Source organism: Anatilimnocola floriformis (assembly GCF_024256385.1).
Lineage (GTDB): Bacteria > Planctomycetota > Planctomycetia > Pirellulales > Pirellulaceae > Anatilimnocola > Anatilimnocola floriformis.
In genome coordinates, this window is record NZ_JAMLFW010000001.1 from 820,339 (window position 1) to 837,753 (window position 17,415).

Annotated in this window: 13 protein-coding genes; 8 read left to right on the forward strand and 5 right to left on the reverse strand. The window is 59.7% G+C overall.

Annotated elements, in window-relative coordinates; genetic code table 11:
• Nucleotides 1-63 precede the first annotated feature (63 nt).
• Together M9Q49_RS03350 and M9Q49_RS03355 are read left to right on the forward strand one after the other, a co-directional pair.
• The gene (locus M9Q49_RS03350) at nt 64-1,050 is read left to right on the forward strand and encodes a hypothetical protein (RefSeq protein ID WP_254507235.1); all 987 of its coding nucleotides are present in this window, start codon (nt 64-66) and stop codon (nt 1,048-1,050) included.
• Between the two features lie 11 nt (nt 1,051-1,061).
• The gene (locus M9Q49_RS03355; protein WP_254507236.1) at nt 1,062-2,018 is read left to right on the forward strand and encodes an aldose 1-epimerase; all 957 of its coding nucleotides are present in this window, start codon (nt 1,062-1,064) and stop codon (nt 2,016-2,018) included.
• A gap of 47 nt (nt 2,019-2,065) precedes the next feature.
• On the opposite strand, the gene proB is transcribed toward M9Q49_RS03355, so the two are convergent.
• From proB to M9Q49_RS03380, 5 genes are all read right to left on the reverse strand, one after another.
• Nucleotides 2,066-3,223: a glutamate 5-kinase gene (proB, locus tag M9Q49_RS03360; RefSeq protein ID WP_254507237.1), complete on the reverse strand. Its 1,158-nt coding sequence runs from the start codon at nt 3,221-3,223 to the stop codon at nt 2,066-2,068.
• Between the two features lie 88 nt (nt 3,224-3,311).
• Nucleotides 3,312-4,214: a diguanylate cyclase gene (locus tag M9Q49_RS03365; protein ID WP_254507238.1), complete on the reverse strand. Its 903-nt coding sequence runs from the start codon at nt 4,212-4,214 to the stop codon at nt 3,312-3,314.
• 23 nt (nt 4,215-4,237) lie between these two features.
• Complete coding sequence (locus M9Q49_RS03370) at nt 4,238-5,578, reverse strand: serine/threonine-protein kinase (protein ID WP_254507239.1); 1,341 nt, start codon at nt 5,576-5,578, stop codon at nt 4,238-4,240.
• 30 nt (nt 5,579-5,608) lie between these two features.
• Nucleotides 5,609-7,120, reverse strand: a complete 1,512-nt coding sequence (locus tag M9Q49_RS03375; RefSeq protein ID WP_254507240.1) for a GGDEF domain-containing protein — start codon at nt 7,118-7,120, stop codon at nt 5,609-5,611.
• Between the two features lie 196 nt (nt 7,121-7,316).
• Nucleotides 7,317-8,687: a c-type cytochrome domain-containing protein gene (locus M9Q49_RS03380; RefSeq protein ID WP_254507241.1), complete on the reverse strand. Its 1,371-nt coding sequence runs from the start codon at nt 8,685-8,687 to the stop codon at nt 7,317-7,319.
• Between the two features lie 154 nt (nt 8,688-8,841).
• On the opposite strand from M9Q49_RS03380, the gene M9Q49_RS03385 reads away from it, so the two are divergent.
• From M9Q49_RS03385 to M9Q49_RS03410, 6 genes are all read left to right on the forward strand, one after another.
• Nucleotides 8,842-10,290 carry a DUF1501 domain-containing protein gene (locus M9Q49_RS03385; RefSeq protein ID WP_254507242.1) on the forward strand — a complete coding sequence of 483 codons (1,449 nt, stop codon included), beginning with the start codon at nt 8,842-8,844 and terminating at the stop codon, nt 10,288-10,290.
• Between the two features lie 231 nt (nt 10,291-10,521).
• Nucleotides 10,522-12,846, forward strand: coding sequence for a TonB-dependent receptor (locus tag M9Q49_RS03390; RefSeq protein WP_254507243.1), 2,325 nt, complete (start codon nt 10,522-10,524; stop codon nt 12,844-12,846).
• A 174-nt stretch (nt 12,847-13,020) separates the two neighbouring features.
• On the forward strand, nt 13,021-14,298 hold the full coding sequence (locus M9Q49_RS03395; RefSeq protein ID WP_254507244.1) for an MFS transporter: 1,278 nt from the start codon (nt 13,021-13,023) through the stop codon (nt 14,296-14,298).
• Nucleotides 14,298-15,338 (forward strand): VOC family protein, encoded by a 1,041-nt coding sequence (locus M9Q49_RS03400; protein WP_254507245.1) that lies wholly within the window; start codon nt 14,298-14,300, stop codon nt 15,336-15,338. The genes M9Q49_RS03395 and M9Q49_RS03400 overlap by 1 nt, the downstream gene beginning before the upstream one ends.
• Nucleotides 15,339-15,359: 21 nt before the next feature.
• Nucleotides 15,360-16,397 (forward strand): ArsI/CadI family heavy metal resistance metalloenzyme, encoded by a 1,038-nt coding sequence (locus M9Q49_RS03405; protein ID WP_254507246.1) that lies wholly within the window; start codon nt 15,360-15,362, stop codon nt 16,395-16,397.
• 156 nt (nt 16,398-16,553) lie between these two features.
• A complete protein-coding gene (locus M9Q49_RS03410) occupies nt 16,554-17,339 on the forward strand; it encodes a phytanoyl-CoA dioxygenase family protein (protein ID WP_254507247.1) in 786 nt (261 codons plus the stop codon).
• Nucleotides 17,340-17,415: the final 76 nt, after the last annotated feature.

Here is a 17,415-nt window from a genome sequence, read left to right on the forward strand (position 1 = left end):
CGCTGCGCTATAAGAGAGTGTTGCGCTATAATGCGTCGCTTCCTCCTTTGAGAATGGGTCGTGATGGTTGCTTTGGAAATCCTGCTGCTGGCCGTTCACTTGATGTGCATGAACGTGGCCTGCGGCGCGCCGTTGGTGTCGCTTTGGCTGGAATGGAAAGACCGCCGCGGCGACGCGATCGCCCCGCAAGCAGCCCGCTACCTGGCAGCTTCGTCGGTGATAGCGTTGCTGGTGGGCATGGGATTGGGGTTGGTGCTGGGTTGGCTGCGCTGGACGCCCGAGTATGCGGAAGTCTGGCGGGTGAACCTGGCCAGCAAACTGGAGATGGGAATTTATGAGCTGATCGCCTCGGGGAGTCTGCTGGTGGTCTATTGGATCTGGCGGAGTTGGGCCGTGCTCCCTACGCGCCGCGGCTATCTTGGCCGCAGCATGCTTCTGTTCCTCGCCGCGTCGAATCTGCTGTATCACTTTCCGCCGATTCTGATCATTGCAGGCAAGTTGGCCGAACGGAGCTTTCCTGCCGACGTCGTGATCGTGGGCGATCTGAAAGGTGGCGCGTTCCGCCGGCTGGTGGCTGTCGATGAAATTCCCGCGCTCACCGCTCACTTCGCCTTGGCGTCGGTCGCGATGGCGGGAGTGATGTTGCTCGGTCTGGCGCTGCGGCGGCAGAAATCGGACGAAGATCCGCGCGGCATGAAACGAATCGCGGCTTGGGGCAGTTGGAGTGCACTGCTGGCGACGGGTTTGCAACTCGTCGTGGGTTTGTGGCTGCTCGCCACCACGCCGCAGGATTCGCAAGCGCTGCTAACGGGCTCGGCCGTGCTGCCGACCGCTTGTCTGGTGACCTCGCTGATCCTTGTCGCCTGGCTGCTGCGCGAGTTATCGACGATCGCGCTCGATGAACCAACGCGCGGCAGCATGATTCGCGCGATGATTGCCATGACGTTTGTTATTTTGCTGATGACCGCGGCCCGCAAGTTGTCGCGACCAGCGGTCGAACGCAAAGTGGTCGCCACTTCAACTCTCCCTTTCCTGCTGCCCAACGAATAATTGCAAACACCATGGAAAACATCACCCTTCACGATCCGGCCAGCGGTGCGACGGCGGAAGTCCTGGTTAGCCTTGGTTTCAACTGCCATCGTTTCTCGGTACCGCACCGCGGCCGGCAGGTCGATGTGCTGTGGCGGTCGCAATCGTTTTTGTCCGGCAGCGATCGCCCATCGCGCAGCGGCATTCCGATTTTGTTTCCGTTTCCGGGGCGCATTCGCGGCACGACATACACCTGGGAAGGGAAGACGTACACCATTCCTGCCGGCGATGCGTTTGGCAACGCGATTCACGGTTTCGTGCATACGAGGCCATGGCGGGTGATCGAAAAAGATCGCCGCCGCGTGGTCGGGCAATTTCAGGCGAGCGTCGATGATCCGAATATCCTCACGCAATGGCCTGGCGATTTTCGCCTGACCGCCAGCTATGACCTGAGCGGCGGCATGTTGCAACTGAACTACCTGATCGAGAACGCCGGCGACACGCCGCTGCCGTGTGGACTCGGTTTGCATCCGTATTTTCACGTGCCGTTCACCGACGGCAGCGCGGACCACTGCCTGGCCCTGCTCCCCGGCAACGAGCGCTGGGTGCTCGACGGCATGTTGCCGACTGGTGAACGTGCGGCGCTCGAACACGCGCAGGAATATCACGCCGGCGCGGCCTTCGGCGGTTTGCAACTCGACGATGTTTTCACGGATCTGCAGTTCGACGACGGTTGGTGCCGCGGCCATGTCTACGATCCGGCTGCCAAGCTCGCCGTGACGATCAGCTTTTCGTCGGTCTTCCGCGAGTGCGTGGTTTTCACACCGCCGCACCGCGAAGCCATTTGCATCGAACCTTACAGCTGCGTGCCAAATGCTGCAGAACTGACCGCGCGCGGTGTGGATGCAGGTTTGCGAGTGCTGCAGCCCGGCGAGTCGTTCGCCGCGTCGGTAGAGATCACGTTGAGCGAGATTGATCTGGGGGCATAGTCAATCCCGCCGGAACTGCGCGAAGTACCGCTCGCTCCGGCCTGCGGCTATTTCTTCACGATCGCGAGGTTGTCGCGATGGATCACTTCCTCATACGGCCGTTGGCCGAGGACTTGTGCGATCTTGGCCGACTTCAGGCCCTTCACTCGTTCCACTTCGGCCGATGAGTAGTTCGACAAGCCACGGGCGACGATGACTCCGTCAGCATCGACGAGCGCGATAACATCTCCCTTTTTGAATTCGCCTTGCGTACCCGTGATGCCGGCCGCGAGCAGACTGCGGCCTTGTTCGACGATCGCGCGGCGGGCGCCGGCGTCGAGCGAAATGCGGCCACGACTCTGCGCGCTGAATCCCAGCCAACGCTTGAACGGCGTGATGCCTTTGCCTTGCGCTTGAAAATAAGTGCCGAGGGGCTCGCCGGCGGCAAGTTGAGAGAGGACATCCATCCGCCGGCCGCTGGCGATGATCATGTTCTCGCCCGCCGTGGTCACGATGCGAGCGGCTTCGAGCTTGCTTGCCATGCCGCCCTTGCTCAGGCCGGTTTTTTTGTCGCGCACGTACGACAGGATCGTTTCGTCGATCGCGGGGACGGTGTTTACCAGCTTCGAGCTGGCCTTCGACGGATCGCCGTCGTACAGCCCTTCGATGTCGGAGAGGATGATCAGCAGCGGTGCGCGAATGAGGTTCGTCACCATCGCGGCCAAGCGGTCGTTGTCGCCAAAGGTGGTTTGCAGTTCTTCGACGCTGACCGTGTCGTTCTCATTGATGACCGGCACTGCGCCGAACTCTAGAATCGAAAGAATCGTGTTGCGGACGTTGAGATAACGAACGCGATCATCGACGTCCTCAGCCGTCAGCAGCACCTGGGCCGCATGGCTGCCGTGCTTGCTGAAGGTCTTGTCATAGGCCTGAATCAGCGGCACCTGGCCGACGGCGGCGACGGCTTGCAGCTTGGCGAGATCGGTTGGCCGGCCCGGCAGCTTCAAACGGCTGATGCCGGCGCCGACAGCGCCGCTGCTGACCAGCACTACGCGCCGCGGCTTGCCGCCTACGGTTTGCTTGCCGAGCTCGAGGATTTCTTCGGCCAGGCGGTCGATGCGCTCGTGGTTCAGCGTGCCATCGGTGGAAGTAAGAACGCGCGTGCCGACCTTCACGACAATCGTCGAAGCGGCGGCGAACAGTTGCTCGCGAAGTGGATCCGGCATGACAGGCCCTAAAAGATTTTTCCCAAGTGCAGCGGCACTTTAGCAAAAACCGGCCCGCGCCGGGAGGCGAGAGTGACGGCAAACAGGCCTAAAAACCGACGCGATTGCGACCGGCGCGTTTGGCCGCGTAAAGACATTTATCGGCCGCGGCGATCAAATCGTGCGAGCTGGGCAGCTCATTCCCCTGCATGCTGGCCACGCCGATGCTCACGGTGATCGGCAGCGAACCGGCGGCGGTGGCAAACGGTGTATTGGCGATGATCTGGCGGAACGACTCCGCGGCGGTGCGCGCCTGATCGAGCGTGGTCTCGGCAAACACGGCGATGAACTCTTCGCCGCCGTAGCGCGCAAAGATATCGTCCTGCCGCGAGTGGGCGAGCAAACGGCGGCTGAATTCCTTCAACACTTCGTCACCAATCAGATGGCCGAAGGTGTCGTTGACGGCTTTGAAATGATCGATGTCGAGAATCGCGATCGACAGCGGGCGATTGTGGCGACGGGCGCGATTCACTTCGCGTTCGAGAGCGTCGACCAGGTAGCGCTTGTTGTACGCCCCGGTCAGACCGTCGCGAACCATGCGGGTGTAAACGGTTTCGAGAAACTGAGCTTCGATGTCGTTCGCGCCAAGGACTTTGAAGATGTGATTGCCGAAGCGGAGCTGATCGCCGGCCGAGATAATTGCCGTCGTCACGCGGTGATCGTTGACGTACGAGCCGTTGGTACTGACGTGGTCGGTCAACTGCACGCCCTTCTCGGTGCGCTCGAGCGAGGCCTGTTGGCGCGAGATCGAAGGATCGTCGAGCCACAGGTCCGAGTGGCTGTCGCGGCCGATGATGAAGCGCTTGGCCGGCAGTTGAATCAAGCCAACGTTCGTGTTCGGCGGATAGATGTTGACCAGCGAGGCGGCCATGGTGCTGCGCGTCTGCGCGACAACATTGGCCATGGCCGTGTTGATGGTCGGTTCAAAGGGCGCGGTGCAAGCAGGGGACATCGAGAGCTCCAACTCTGACCGCGCTAGTAAAAGTAAATCCGAAAACCGGTGCAGTACAGAAACGCAACGACGGCCGCGAGTACGAGTACGCTGGCCAACCCCTTCGGCGAGATCTCGTACAGCGTTTTGCCAGGCGCACCGGTGAGCGGAGACGGTTGCTGACGACGTTCGAGCAAGCCGACCATGCAGCAGATGGTGCGAAGCACTACCCACGCGCCGTCGAAGATCACATCGGCGAGCCAGTCGATGGTGGATATCACTTGCGAAGGAGCTTGCTGCGGCGCGTACGCTGTTTCGCGCACTTGCTGGCCACCGGCGAGTTCTGCGAGTCGCGCACCAGCAGCGAATGGTTGCAGCGCGGTCACGATTTCAGCGGGACGGCTGTAGCGCTGATTCTTGTCCTTCTCCATCATCTTCTGGAGACAGGCGAGTACCGGCGCCGGTGTTTTCTTGCGTCGCAAACTGACGGCCGGCGGTTCGGAGTCGCTGTGGGCCAGCATCTTACTGACCGGTGTATCGTAGGCCGGGCCGGAAAACGGCGGCACGCCGGTTAACAGGCAATAAAGCGTGCAGCCGAGGCTGTAGATATCGGCGCGGATGTCGACATGGCGACTATCGCCCGCTTGCTCGGGCGCCATGAAGTCGAGCGTGCCCATCACGTGACCCGTTTCGGTCAGCGTCGCGTGGCCTTGCGAGAAGCGAGCGAGACCGAGGTCAAGCAGTTTTACCTGGCCAGTCGCGGAGAGCATCATGTTCGATGGCTTGATGTCGCGATGGACCATGCCTTGTTCGTGAGCATGCTGCAGCGCGGCCGCTGCCTGGCAGATGATGGCGCAGACATCGGCGATGCTCAGTTGATCGCGATCCTGCAGCACTTTCGCCAGGCTTTCGCCGGGAACGAATTCGGTGACGAGGAAGAGCGTGTTTCCCTCGAGGCCGCCGTCGCAAGCGCGGACGATGTTCGGATGATTCAACCGAGCCGAGGCGATGGCTTCGCGGCGAAAACGGGCGACGCAGTTTTCGTCTTCGTACAGATCTTCCTTGAGCAGCTTGATGGCGACATTCATGTCGAGCCAACGATGGCGAGCGCGGTAGACGCGGCCCATGGCGCCAGCGCCAAGGAATTCCTCGAACTGATATTCACGTAACGTGCGGCCGATCCAAGGATCGTTCGAGCCAACTCGCGGGCGTGTCATCGTCGGCGGCAGCGGAACTCGCTGCTGCACTGGCGACGCGGCAAGCGCGGCTACCGCAACTTCTTCTTTCGCGGGCAAAATCAGACACCGGGTGCCATCGGCCGTTGAATCGGGCGCCAGGTTGAGGGTTCCCGCAGGTAATTCGCGCAGGAGTTGATTGTCAGACACAAGTTTGCCCCATCTGCGAATCCGGCACGTTTAGCAAAGGACCTCTTCGACGAGGCTGATGCGGTTGCCGTCGTGCATCGAGATTTGATTGCCACCCAGGTTGGCCGCGGTGTTCTGCGCCGATTGAGCTCGCAGAATGAGCTTGGCGGCGTCATCGCCCGAGACGGCTTCGCATACACCAATGCTGAGCGTGAGCGGAGTGGGTTGACCCGCGAGCTTCGGCCGGGCCGATTGCAGCGAGTTCTTCAGCCGCTGCGCGACTTCGACAGCCAGCGGCAGATTGGCGCCATTCAGTGCCACTGCGAAGGCATCGTGATCGAACCGAGCAGCGTGATCCATGTTGCGATGAATGCCACGCAGGGCGAGGCTCACCGTCCGCAGTGCGAGCGATTCGCCGTCGTCACCACCCTTAGCTTGCCAGTCTTTCATCCGATCGATTTGGATGACGAGCAGGCTGAGCGGCTGCACTTCACGTTGCAAACCAGCGAGCCGCCGCTGCAGATCTTCGCGGAGAGCATCGCGAGTGCTCAAGCCCGTGGCCGGGTCGATCAGCGAGCCTGGTTGGCTGGTCGTGGTTTTCATTTCCGGAGCGCTGGGCGCCGGCGGAGTGTTATTAACGAACGGCACAAATGCCTTGCCATCGTGCACGTGACCGTTGTTGCGGCCACCACGCTTGCTGGCGTAGAGGGCTTCATCAGCCCGTTCCAGTACGGTTTCCATCGTGTCGCGAGCAGCAAATTCGGCGAGGCCGGCGCTGGCGTGCACTTGCAGTTGTTGACCGTCGTAGTTGATCGATTGGGCGCCGATGGCAGCGCGGCAACGTTCGGCCAATTGCACGACCGTCGTCGCTTGTTGCTTCGGGAAGACCACGGCAAATTCCTCGCCGCCGTATCGGCAGACGATGCCCGTCGAACCCGCGGCTTGCTTGAGCGCTGCCGCGACGTGCCGCAGCACTTCATCACCCGCTTTGTGGCCGTGTGTGTCGTTGAATTTCTTGAAGTGATCGACGTCGATCATCATGACGCAGGCAGGGTCACGTTCGAGCCGCAGCGCTGTCAGGCAGCGTTGCATTTCTTCGTCGAAGGCCCGGCGATTGGCGATGCCAGTGAGTGCATCGGTGCGAGCTTCGTTGACGTGCGATTCAATCAGGCGAGCCTGGCTTTCGAGTTTGCAGTGGGCCGAATCGAGTTGTTGTTGCATCCAGGCATTGGCTTCGACGAGGCGGTTGATGGCTTCCGTTACCGCGCTCACCTCGACATTGTCGCCGCTGGTCAGTTGTTCGTTGATCGCCTGCACGCGGAGATTGTGTTCACCGACCTGCGACGCCACCTTGGTAGTCAGGCCATGCACCTGGCTCAGAAGGTCCTTCGCGGCCTGACGATTGTTTTGTGCTTCTTGCTCGAGGCCATCGCGGTTGTTGACGTTGCGCTCAGGCTGTTCATTAACGTCGCCCTCGCGAGCTTTGCGAAAGCACCAACCAGCAGCAGCGCCCGCCGAGGCAGCGGTCAGGGCGATGGCAGTTTCCAGAATCAAAGTGGTCATGGGAGACAATCTAGCGTGAAGCAAAACGGGGCAGAGTTTGTCACAACCCGCACGGGGAGCGGGATGAAGAAGCGTAGATTGCTACCGGGTGGTGTCAAAACCTCCATGGCAACGTTTATCGAGCGTGCGAATTTTTCGCATTCCGGCTGTATCGATCAGGCCGGTCGTGCCGGCGCAGCGATCGATCAATCAATGATTATTTTTCGATTTCGGGAATCGGACGGAAATCGAACCAGTGATCGGCTGGAATTTTTCCCTGCTCCGGCCAGATGAGCTGCGGGACGTTGTAGACCGAGGCCATCCAGATTTGCGACTCGCGCGAGATCAAGCCGTCGCTGGCCGAGAGTTCGTAGCCGATCAGATAAGACGGTTCGGCACTTTTGAATTCCGGATCATTCACGGTCCCTTTGTAGAGATAGACCGAACCTGTGCGCTTGCCCTCCGCAGGAATCGGTTCGAGCGGATAGAGCAGGCTCCAGCGTTCGCCCGGAAGATCGGCACGCAGATGTAGGAAGGGAATGTCTTTGGTCTTGGCCAGTTGCTCGGGCTGCACCGCAGACAGGCCCGAACTCTCCATGATTTCGGGCGTGAACAGCGTGGGGCTGGAGTGCGGCGAACGCTCGAGTACAAAGTGCAATTGCGGCTGATCGGGAACTGGATCGCCCCAAGCCAAGTTCCGACCCTCGGCATCGGCGAGATGAATTTCGAATGTGGCCGTGCGATAGAAGCCGCCGTTGTAAAGTTCAGCCGAGCGTTCGTCGTTGCCGCGGTAATACGCGCCGCCGAGTCGGGGCGGGTGTTGCGGCCTGAGGGGGGCGTGATGCTTGGCGATGCCCATTTCCAGGCTGGTCGTAATTTTTTTGTTTTGCCGCCGCAATTCATCGGCTTGCTCGCGGGAGAATTGCACGGCAACGAAAAGCACGACTCCCAACAACGCGACCAGATACCAGGCGCGCGAAAGGTGCCGCAGCCAAGTTTGCAAACGCCTGCGCAGCGTCCTTTCCGGTACCGAAACCTTGCTGCGCGGCTGCTTCGCCCGCTCGACAATGATGATGCTGATCAGGATCGTCATCACGATGATGTAGGCGGGCAGATACCGACTGGTCGTGGTGTAGGCGATGCGATCGAGCCAAATGTCGAAGAGCGATTTGTCGGACAATTGCCAATCGGGCGGGGGCGGGGCCACCTCGGGCCAGTTGGCGCCTTGCGCGATCCAGCGTTCAAGCATGTCGATCTGCGGCTGCGTGAGTGGCGGTCCTTCGCTGGGCATTCGCTCGCCTTCGACGGTCGATTCGACGCGGCGGAGCAACTCATTTTTGCTGGCGGCGAGTTCGAGCAGTTTTCGGCCCGAGCCGCCGCCCCGCTCGGCAAATTTGCGTTGATCGAGTCGCAAGCCGCCAGCCGCCCGCTTTTCGCCGTGGCATTTCCAGCAGTGCTCGGAAAGGATCGGTTTGATGTCGCGCTCGAAATCAACGGCTGGCTGGGCGCAGCATCGCGCGGCGCCCGCACCGGCCAACCAGGCGGGGAGAACGAGCAAGCAGACAACAATTGCTGGAAAATGCCGCATCAACCGGATTTGTCCTGTGAGTCTTTTTCAGCGCGAGGGCTACAATGGATATCGGCAGCTGTCGTCGGGAATGCTGCGTTAGCATAAACGACAAAACCAGACTCGCTGCTACAACCTGCATTCTCCAGCAGCGGCGAGCCGAGTGAAGGGCCTGATGTTTGAGCTTCCCAAATCCCGAGCACATTTGCTGGCCCGCCGCGATTGGCTGCTGCGCGGCGGTGTCGGTCTGGGATGCGCCGCGCTGGCAACGCTACTTCACGGTTCACAGGCCGTCAGCGCTGCCGAAAAGGATGCGACGAACTCGCTGCCGCACCATAAGCCTCGCGCGAAGCGGGTCATCTTTCTCTGTCAGTCGGGCGGACCGTCGCAGCTTGATCTGTTCGATCCCAAGCCGGTCGTCAGCGAGCGGCATGGCGAGGAATTGCCCGATACGATCCGCATGGGACAACGGCTGACGACGATGACATCGCAGCAATCGTCGCTGCCGATTCAGAAATCGCCGTTTGCATTTGCGAAGCACGGCAAGTGCGGGATGGAACTGAGCGAACTGCTGCCGCACACGGCCAAAGTGGTCGATGATATTTGCTTGATCCGCTCGCTCTATACGGAAGCGATCAACCACGATCCCGGACTCACGCTGCTGCAAACCGGCAGTCAGTTGCCAGGCCGGGCCAGCATGGGTTCGTGGCTCAGCTATGGCTTGGGAAGTGAGAACGAAAACTTGCCGGCCTTCGTCGTGCTGATCTCCGGCGGCGACGTTGGCGATCAGCCCTTGTATGGTCGATTGTGGGGGGCAGGTTTTTTGCCCTCGCAGCATCAGGGTGTGCGGTTGAGCCAGACGGGTGATCTCATTCCCTATCTGTCGAGTCCGCCGGGCGTTGATACCGCAACTCGTCGCCGCTCGCTTGATACGCTTGCCGCGCTCAATCGTCTCGGACACGAAAAAACTGGCGACGCCGAAACGCTCGCGCGGCTGAAGCAATACGAACTCTCGGCTGGTATGCAGCTCGCCGTGCCAGAGCTCGCTGATCTATCTCAGGAATCGGCAACAACCTTGGCCGAGTATGGGCCGAACGTGAGTAAGCCTGGCTCGTATGCGCGCAATTGTTTGCTCGCGCGGCGACTTGTCGAGCGCGGCGTGCGATTTGTGCAGCTCTATCATCGGGATTGGGATCATCACCTGCGCGTGGTCGATGGTTTGAAGAAGCAAACAGCCGCGACCGATCAACCGACGGCAGCGCTTCTCGCCGATTTGAAACAGCGGGGGTTGCTCGACGACACGCTGGTGATTTGGGGTGGTGAGTTCGGCCGCGCGGCTTATTGCCAGGGAACGCTCGATTCGCCCACGTATGGCCGCGATCATCACCCGCGTTGCTTTGCAATGTGGCTGGCCGGCGGCGGCATTCGGCCCGGCTATGTTCATGGTGAGACGGACGATTTTTCGTACAACATCGTGCGTCAACCGATGCACATCAACGATCTGCACGCCACGCTGTTGCATTTGCTCGGCATCGATCACCTGCGACTCTCTTTTCGTTCGCAGGGGCATGATTTCCGACTGACCGATGTCGCGGGCAATGTGGTCCGCGAGATTCTGGCCTGAGTCGCTGCGCGCGACATTCTTCACTGCCGTGCGCTCACTCGCGCCGCAGACTTTACTCTGCTTCTGTAGTTCACGTGCTAGCGACTCGGCAGACTTTAACATTCTGACATTTTGCAGAACGTGGTTGAACATGCGCCACTTGGCGCGACGATGCCGTGAACAGGCGCACGTTCATGCGAACCCATTGACCCACGTCGTACATCTTCCCAACGTTTCTCAGGCGGTCCTCCGATGGCGAAGCTCTTCGATTTCCAACGCATGCTTACCAGAAACTCATCTCGCAGCATGGCGCCTTGGTATTTGTCGCTGGCTGCGGCAGGTTTGTTGACTTGGCAAGCTGCACCGGCGTTTGGTCAAGAGTTCACGCCCCCCGAGCCCGAGCCGCTGTCGACTCAGTTTGTCATTCAAGACGCCACGCAGCCCCCCGCTGCCCAACCGCCGACATTGCCCGACACGACCGTGCAGGGGCAGCAACCTTCGACGGCAGTGAATCCAGAAGCCTTCGAAAATGGCGACCTAACCGGCACGATTCTCGATGGCACGATCTTCAGCAACTCGCCGACGATTGGCTATCGTGCCGACACTTCGACGGCTGGCTCGATCATTGCGATTCCGAATGCCGATTTGCCGATGACGGTTAACACCATCACCCGCGACGCGCTCGACGATCAAATCGCGATCCACACGAGCGACATCTTCCGCAATGCGGGCGGCATAGTCGCGCAAGGCGATAGTCAGTTCGCCGACCGCTTTTTGATTCGCGGTCAACAGATTCAATCGAGTAGCTTCCGCAAGGATGGCTTCCTCGACCGCACCGGCGTGCCGCGCGATTATCAAAACGTGGAACGAGTCGAAATTCTCAAGGGCCCAGCCTCGGTGCTCTACGGTGCCGGTGACTCGGCGGGCGTGATCAACCTCGTCACCAAGAAGCCGGTGTACGATCAATTTGCGATCGGTGGTTACACGTTTGGCTCGTGGGGTCAGGACCGCTTCACTCTCGATGCCAATAACTATACGGCTGGCGGCAACGTTCTCTTCCGCTTGAATGCCGTGCAGGAAAGTGTCAACAGCTTTGTCGATTTCGACTACATCAACCGCGTGCAAATCGCGCCGGTCGTGACGTTCCTGCTCAACGACCAAACGACCCTGACCTGGAATGGTGAATATCACAAAGATCACCGCATCGGTTACCAAGGTGTGCCCGCCGTCAACGGCGATCCACTCGCGCTGCCGCCTAGCCGTTACGTCGGTGAACCGGCCAACGACTTTTTCCGCGGCGAGGAGTTCCGCCAATCGCTGGTGCTGAATCACCAGATCAACGACGAATGGTACTTCCGCATCGGCGGTTACTCGCTGTTCACTAGCTTGCCGTCATCGACGACCTCGGCTACTTCGTTTGCCCCAGCGATTCCGGATCCACCAGCGCCATTCGTAAATCGCTTGCGGAGCGATTCGCCGATCAACAACGAACAGACGCAATCGATGATCGCCAACTTGGGTGGTGAATTCTGGACCGGCGATATGCTGCACAAGGCAGTTTTTGGTTTGGAATACAACTATCTCGATTCGAACTCGATCTTCAACGCCGGGTTGCCTATCGGCGCGTTCGATCCGTCGAATCCCGTCTACAACAATCCGCCGGCATTTCCTCTCTTCGGCCTGCAAACCAATGCCTTCCGCCAACAGCGCGTCGGTTATTACATGCAGGATCTGGTCGAACTCACCGCCAATTGGAAGGCGATGGGCGGCGTGCGATTCGACACGGCCGATTTTCAATTCGATCGTGTTGTGAGCGGCGTGCCCGGCGGTCCGTTTCCGCTGGAAACGAATCAGACTTTCAATCGTGTCACGCCGCGCGGTGGCCTTGTCTACCAACCGTGGGCTGACGAAAGCCTGTCGCTCTACTACACCTACGCCCAATCGTTCAGCCCTCCTGGAGGTGGTGCGTACCTCAGCTTCGGGCCGCTCAACCCCGTGCTCGGCGAAACGCACGAAGCGGGCATCAAGTCGCTCATCACCGACGGCGTCACCGTGACGGCGTGCGGCTTTCATACGGTCCGCCAGAACGACACGTTTGTGCTCACGCCCAGCGTGGTCACGCAGGTCGGCGACGTGACTTCACAAGGTGCTGAGCTCAACATCATTGGCAACATCACCGATGACTGGAGCCTGATCGCCAACTACACCTACTGCGACGCCCGGGTGAATGACGTCACGCTCGGCTTGAACAATGTGGAAGCTCGCAACAACCCGTTGAACTCGGCCAACATCTGGTCGCGTTATAACTTCTACAACGACGGCTACCAGACGTATGGCGCCGCGTTGGGGTGGGTGTTCGTCGGCGAACGCCCCTCGGACTTGTTCCCCAACCCGATCGATCTGCCTAGCTACAGCCGCTGGGACATGGGTCTCTACTATCGCCGCGGCCAGCTGAACGCCACGGTGTACTTGGAGAACATTGGCGACATTCAGTACGCGACTGGATCGTCGAACACGTTCCAAATCTATCAAGGTGCACCGTTCAACGGCCGTGCAAACATCACCTACATGTTCTAATGGCTGCTGAATGAATCGTAGCCGATAACAACCTGCCTTCGACGCAGTCCGAGCTCACCTCGGACTGAGGCGACGCTGAGGGCCAAGCCCGATCCACCCAAGACTCCCGGGTAGATCGGGCTTTTTTGTTGCCATTCCGCTTCCTCGCTGTCTGCTGATTATGATTAGCGCACCGTGCTGCCCAAGACATTGAATCCACCTGCGACGTTCTACCGCCGCCTGCCGTTTTATTACGGCTGGGTGATTCTGCCGATCGCTGCGCTGGCGATGACGGCTACGTTGCCAGGCCGCACGCACGGCATTGGCTTGATCACCGCGCCGTTGATGAAAGATCTCGAGTTGACCGAGGTCGAGTTCGGCTGGATCAATCTTTGGTCGATTCTGCTTGGCGCTGCTTTCTGTTGGCCGATCGGTCGCGTGCTCGATCGCTTCGGCACACGCATCGTACTGGTGATCGTCGTCGCCGCGCTTGGGGACACGGTGGTCGCTACGGGACACGTCGACGGCAGTTGGACTTTGTTTATCGCGCTGCTCCTTACGCGCGGTTTGGGGCAAGGGGCGCTGTCGGTCGTCAGCACCGCGCTCGTTGGCAAATGGTTTGTCCGGCGCCTGACGCTCGCCATGGGAGTGTTTGCCATTCTGCTGGGCATCGGTTTTCTCGGCAGCATCATTGGGATGGGCGTGGCGATTAAGCATGCCGGTTGGCGCGCAGCTTGGGAGGGAATGGGTTGGACGCTGCTTGTCGGGCTCGCTCCGCTTTGCGCCTTGCTGGTTCGCTCGACTCCTGAGAGTTGCGGCCTGGATTCGGAGAGTCAGCTCGATGTGAAGTCAACGGAGAGCGATCGCGCCGACCTGCCGCTATCGGCTGCGCTCCTCAGCCCGGCGTTTTGGGTTTTTACGAGCGCCTCCTGCTTGTTCAATTTCACCTGGTCCGCCGTTACGCTCTTCAACCAGGCCATTTTGGAAAGTCGCGGCTTTAGCGAGAGCGACTTTTATCTCGTGATGGCGATCATCACGTTCGTGGGCCTCATTGCTAATCTGCTTGGCGGTTGGCTGGCCACGCGCTGGCCGCTCGGCCGCTTGCTGATGCTCGGCATGATTCTGCTTGCCGTCGCACTGCAGGTCTTTACCTGGATCGATACGGACTGGCAGCTCATTGCGTACGCGGTCATGTTCGGCATTTCCTCGGGCCTGGTGACAGTGGTCCATTTTGCCTTTCATCCGCAGGCTTTCGGGCGAACTCACCTCGGACAAATCCAGGGACTGTTTCAGATTTTTTCGGTGATTTCGTCGGCGCTGGGGCCGTTGATTCTGGCCTGGGTTAAAGCCAAGTGGGGCTACTATGAGACGCTCTTCTTGGCAATCGTGCCGCTGGCCTTGATACTGGGACTGGCTGCTGCGCTCGTGCCGCAGCCCGTTCGTCCGCTTGTCCTCACTGAAAAACGCTCGTGATGCAATCTGCCGCCGCCAAGTTTCATATTTCGCTCAGCGTGGCCAACTTGCCGCGGGCGGTCGCTTTTTATCGCGCGCTGTTCGATTTGGAGCCAGCGAAGCAATATCCCGACTACGCGAAGTTCGAGCTCGAGGATCCGCCGGTCATCTTTTCGATTACGCCGCACACGCCCGGCCCGCCCGGCGGAGTGCTGAGTCATGCGGGTTTGAAGGTTGCTTCGCCAGCAGAAATTGAAAGGATCAAGCTGCGACTCGAAGCAGCCGGCTATGCGACGGAATGTCAGCAGGGTGCTGTCTGCGGTTATCGCCGGCTCGACAAGATCCACATCGACGATCCAGACGGCACGCACTGGGAGGTGTATGTCGTCGAGGAAGAAGTCGCGCCGGAAACAATTCAGCGAAGCCTGGAAGGAGAAGCGGCGCGTGCGCCGATTGAGATTTCTGCTGCGGAAGAAAAGTTGTGGGAGCACTTCGTCACCAATCCTTTTCCCGATCGCATTCCGCATGCTGATGGCGAGCTCGATGAAGTCCGGCTCGTCGGCACGTTCAACGCGTCGCTGACCGATGAGCAGCAGCGATTCCTGTTGAAAGAAGCACGCCGCGTGCTCAAGCCGGGCGGCAAAGTGCTGGTGCATGGTTTGATGGCCGACAAAAAGTTTCCCGGCGCGATGCCGCTTCTGCCGGGACTCGCCGCGATGGTCTCGCGCGTGCCGGTGCAAACGACACCGATGAGCGAACTGCAACAAGCCGGTTTCGTCGGACTGCAAATCACCAAGTACAGTGGCAAGGCTTGGTTCGTACACGATGGTGTGGAATTGCGCGAGGTGAAAATCCTCGCCTGGCAGCCCGCCGAATCTGCAAAGCAACGGCGAGTTCTTTACAAAGGTCCTTTCGCTGAAGCCATCGATGATGCTGGTGTCGTCTATCGCCGCGGCCAACGTGTCGCGGTGGATCAAACCACTTGGGATCTCCTCCGCCGCGGCGCCGCTGCCGAGAATTTTCTGTTTTTGGATCTGCAAGACTCCGCCAGCTGCAGCTAATCGCTCCAAATGGAAACAACCATGTCGATCACTCTCGAAACGATCTCCACCGCCGCAACCACGCAGGCCTCGACGACCGCGTTCCACGTCACGCTCTGCGTCGCCGATCTCGGCCGCTCGGTTCGCTTTTACGAAATCCTGCTCGGCAAACGGCCTAGTTTGTATCACGGCAACTATGCCCGCTTCGAGCTCGATAAACCCGCGCTCGTTATCGTGCTCTATGCTGCGTCGCGTCCGCCGGGCGGCACGCTCAGTCACGTTGGCCTGCGCGTGAGGAGTTCCGAAGAACTTGTCGAGATTCAGCAGCGGCTCGAAGCCTCTGGCATCGCCACACAGCGTGAAGAAGGTGTCGAATGTTGTTACGCCCGGCAAACCAAGTTTTGGGTGACCGATCCCGATCGTGTGCTGTGGGAACTTTATATTCTGCACGACGATCTCGATCACAGCGGTTTCGACGATCATCCGAACAACAAGCAACCCGCCGCTCCGTCTGCCGTGTGGATGCATCGCTTGATGGAGCCGCTGCCGGAACGCATTCCTGCAGGCGACGGGAGTCAGGATGAAGTGCGGCTGGAAGGGACGTTCAACATTCCGATCGAGCCCGCGCGACGAACGGACTTCCTCACCGAAATCCAACGCGTGCTGCGGCCCGGTGGCCGGCTGGTGATTCACGGCCTGCTCTGCGATCGCCCGTTCCCCGGCGAACCCAAATTGCCGGGGCTCGCGTCGCTCGTGAAATATATTCCGACGGAACAAGAAATCGAACATCTGCTGCACGCCGCGGGCTTTGAATCGCTGTTCTATGAAACCCTGAGCGATGTGAACTGCATTGATGCGCCAGGCGTGGAACTGCGGCACGGTTTGCTCGTTGGTCTACGCGGCGCTGCAACCAAACAGAATAAAGATCAGGCCGTTGTCTATCGTGGGCCGTTTGCGCAGGTGTGCGACGAGCACGGTACGGTGTATCCTCGTGGCGAACGTATCGCCGTGACGGCCGTGGTTGCCGCGCAATTGAAGCAGGGCCCCGCCGCCGATCAGTTCGCGTTTCTCGTGAAGTAGGCCGGCAACAAGCTGTACTCAGCGCAGTTCCGGCATGAATTGCAGCGTGCCGTCACGCAACCATGTACCGCTCGTTCCGGCCTACTACAGAGGCCGATCGCCGATTAGGATTCTAAAGGTTGTGCGATTGTCAGACCTTTCGAATCTGAGGCTTGCATGTCCTTAGCCACCACTGGCCGGGCGCTTTCTGCGGAACAGTTGCAGAGTTATCACGAGAACGGCTTTCTCATCGTGCGCGGTTTGTTCGACGCCGACGAAGTGGCCTCGCTCGGCAGCGAAGCGACCACTCTCTTCGGCCGCAGCGAACTGATCGATACGCAGAATATCCGCTGCCGTTGGCAGAACCATGCCGATACGGACGAGTGCCGGTTTGATTGCTTTGATCCCGTGATCGACATCGGCCCGGTCTGCCGTTACTTCGCCTACGACCGCCGTCTGCTCGATGTGCTGCGGGCGATTTACGACGACGAAGCTCATCTCTTTAAAGACAAATTGATCTTCAAGCCGCCGTTGGCGACCGGTTACGCGCTCCATCAAGACTTCATCGGCTGGAAGGAATTCCCCGAGTCGTTCATCACCGTCATCGTGCCGCTTGATGAAACGACGGCCGCCAACGGCGCGACGGAAGTCTTTCCCGGCTATCACAAGCAAGGTTATCTCTCGCCGCGCGACGGCGAATATCATCAGCTGGCCGATGACAAAATCGACTTCTCGACCGGCGTGCTGCTCGAGATGCAGCCTGGCGACGTCGCTCTCTTCGGCGGCTTCACCCCGCACCGTTCGGGCGCGAATCGCACCGATCAATGGCGTCGGCAACTCTATTTGAGTTACAACGCCGGCCGCGACGGCGGCGAGCAACGCGACGCTCATTATCGCCAGTTTCACGACTGGTTGACGAAGAAGTACGCCGAGTATGGGAAGACGGGAGTTTGGTTTAAGTGAGGCGATTGCAGATTGCGGATGTCAGCTTGCAGATTGAAAGACAAATGCAACTTGCCTCCCCAATCTGCTATCTGCC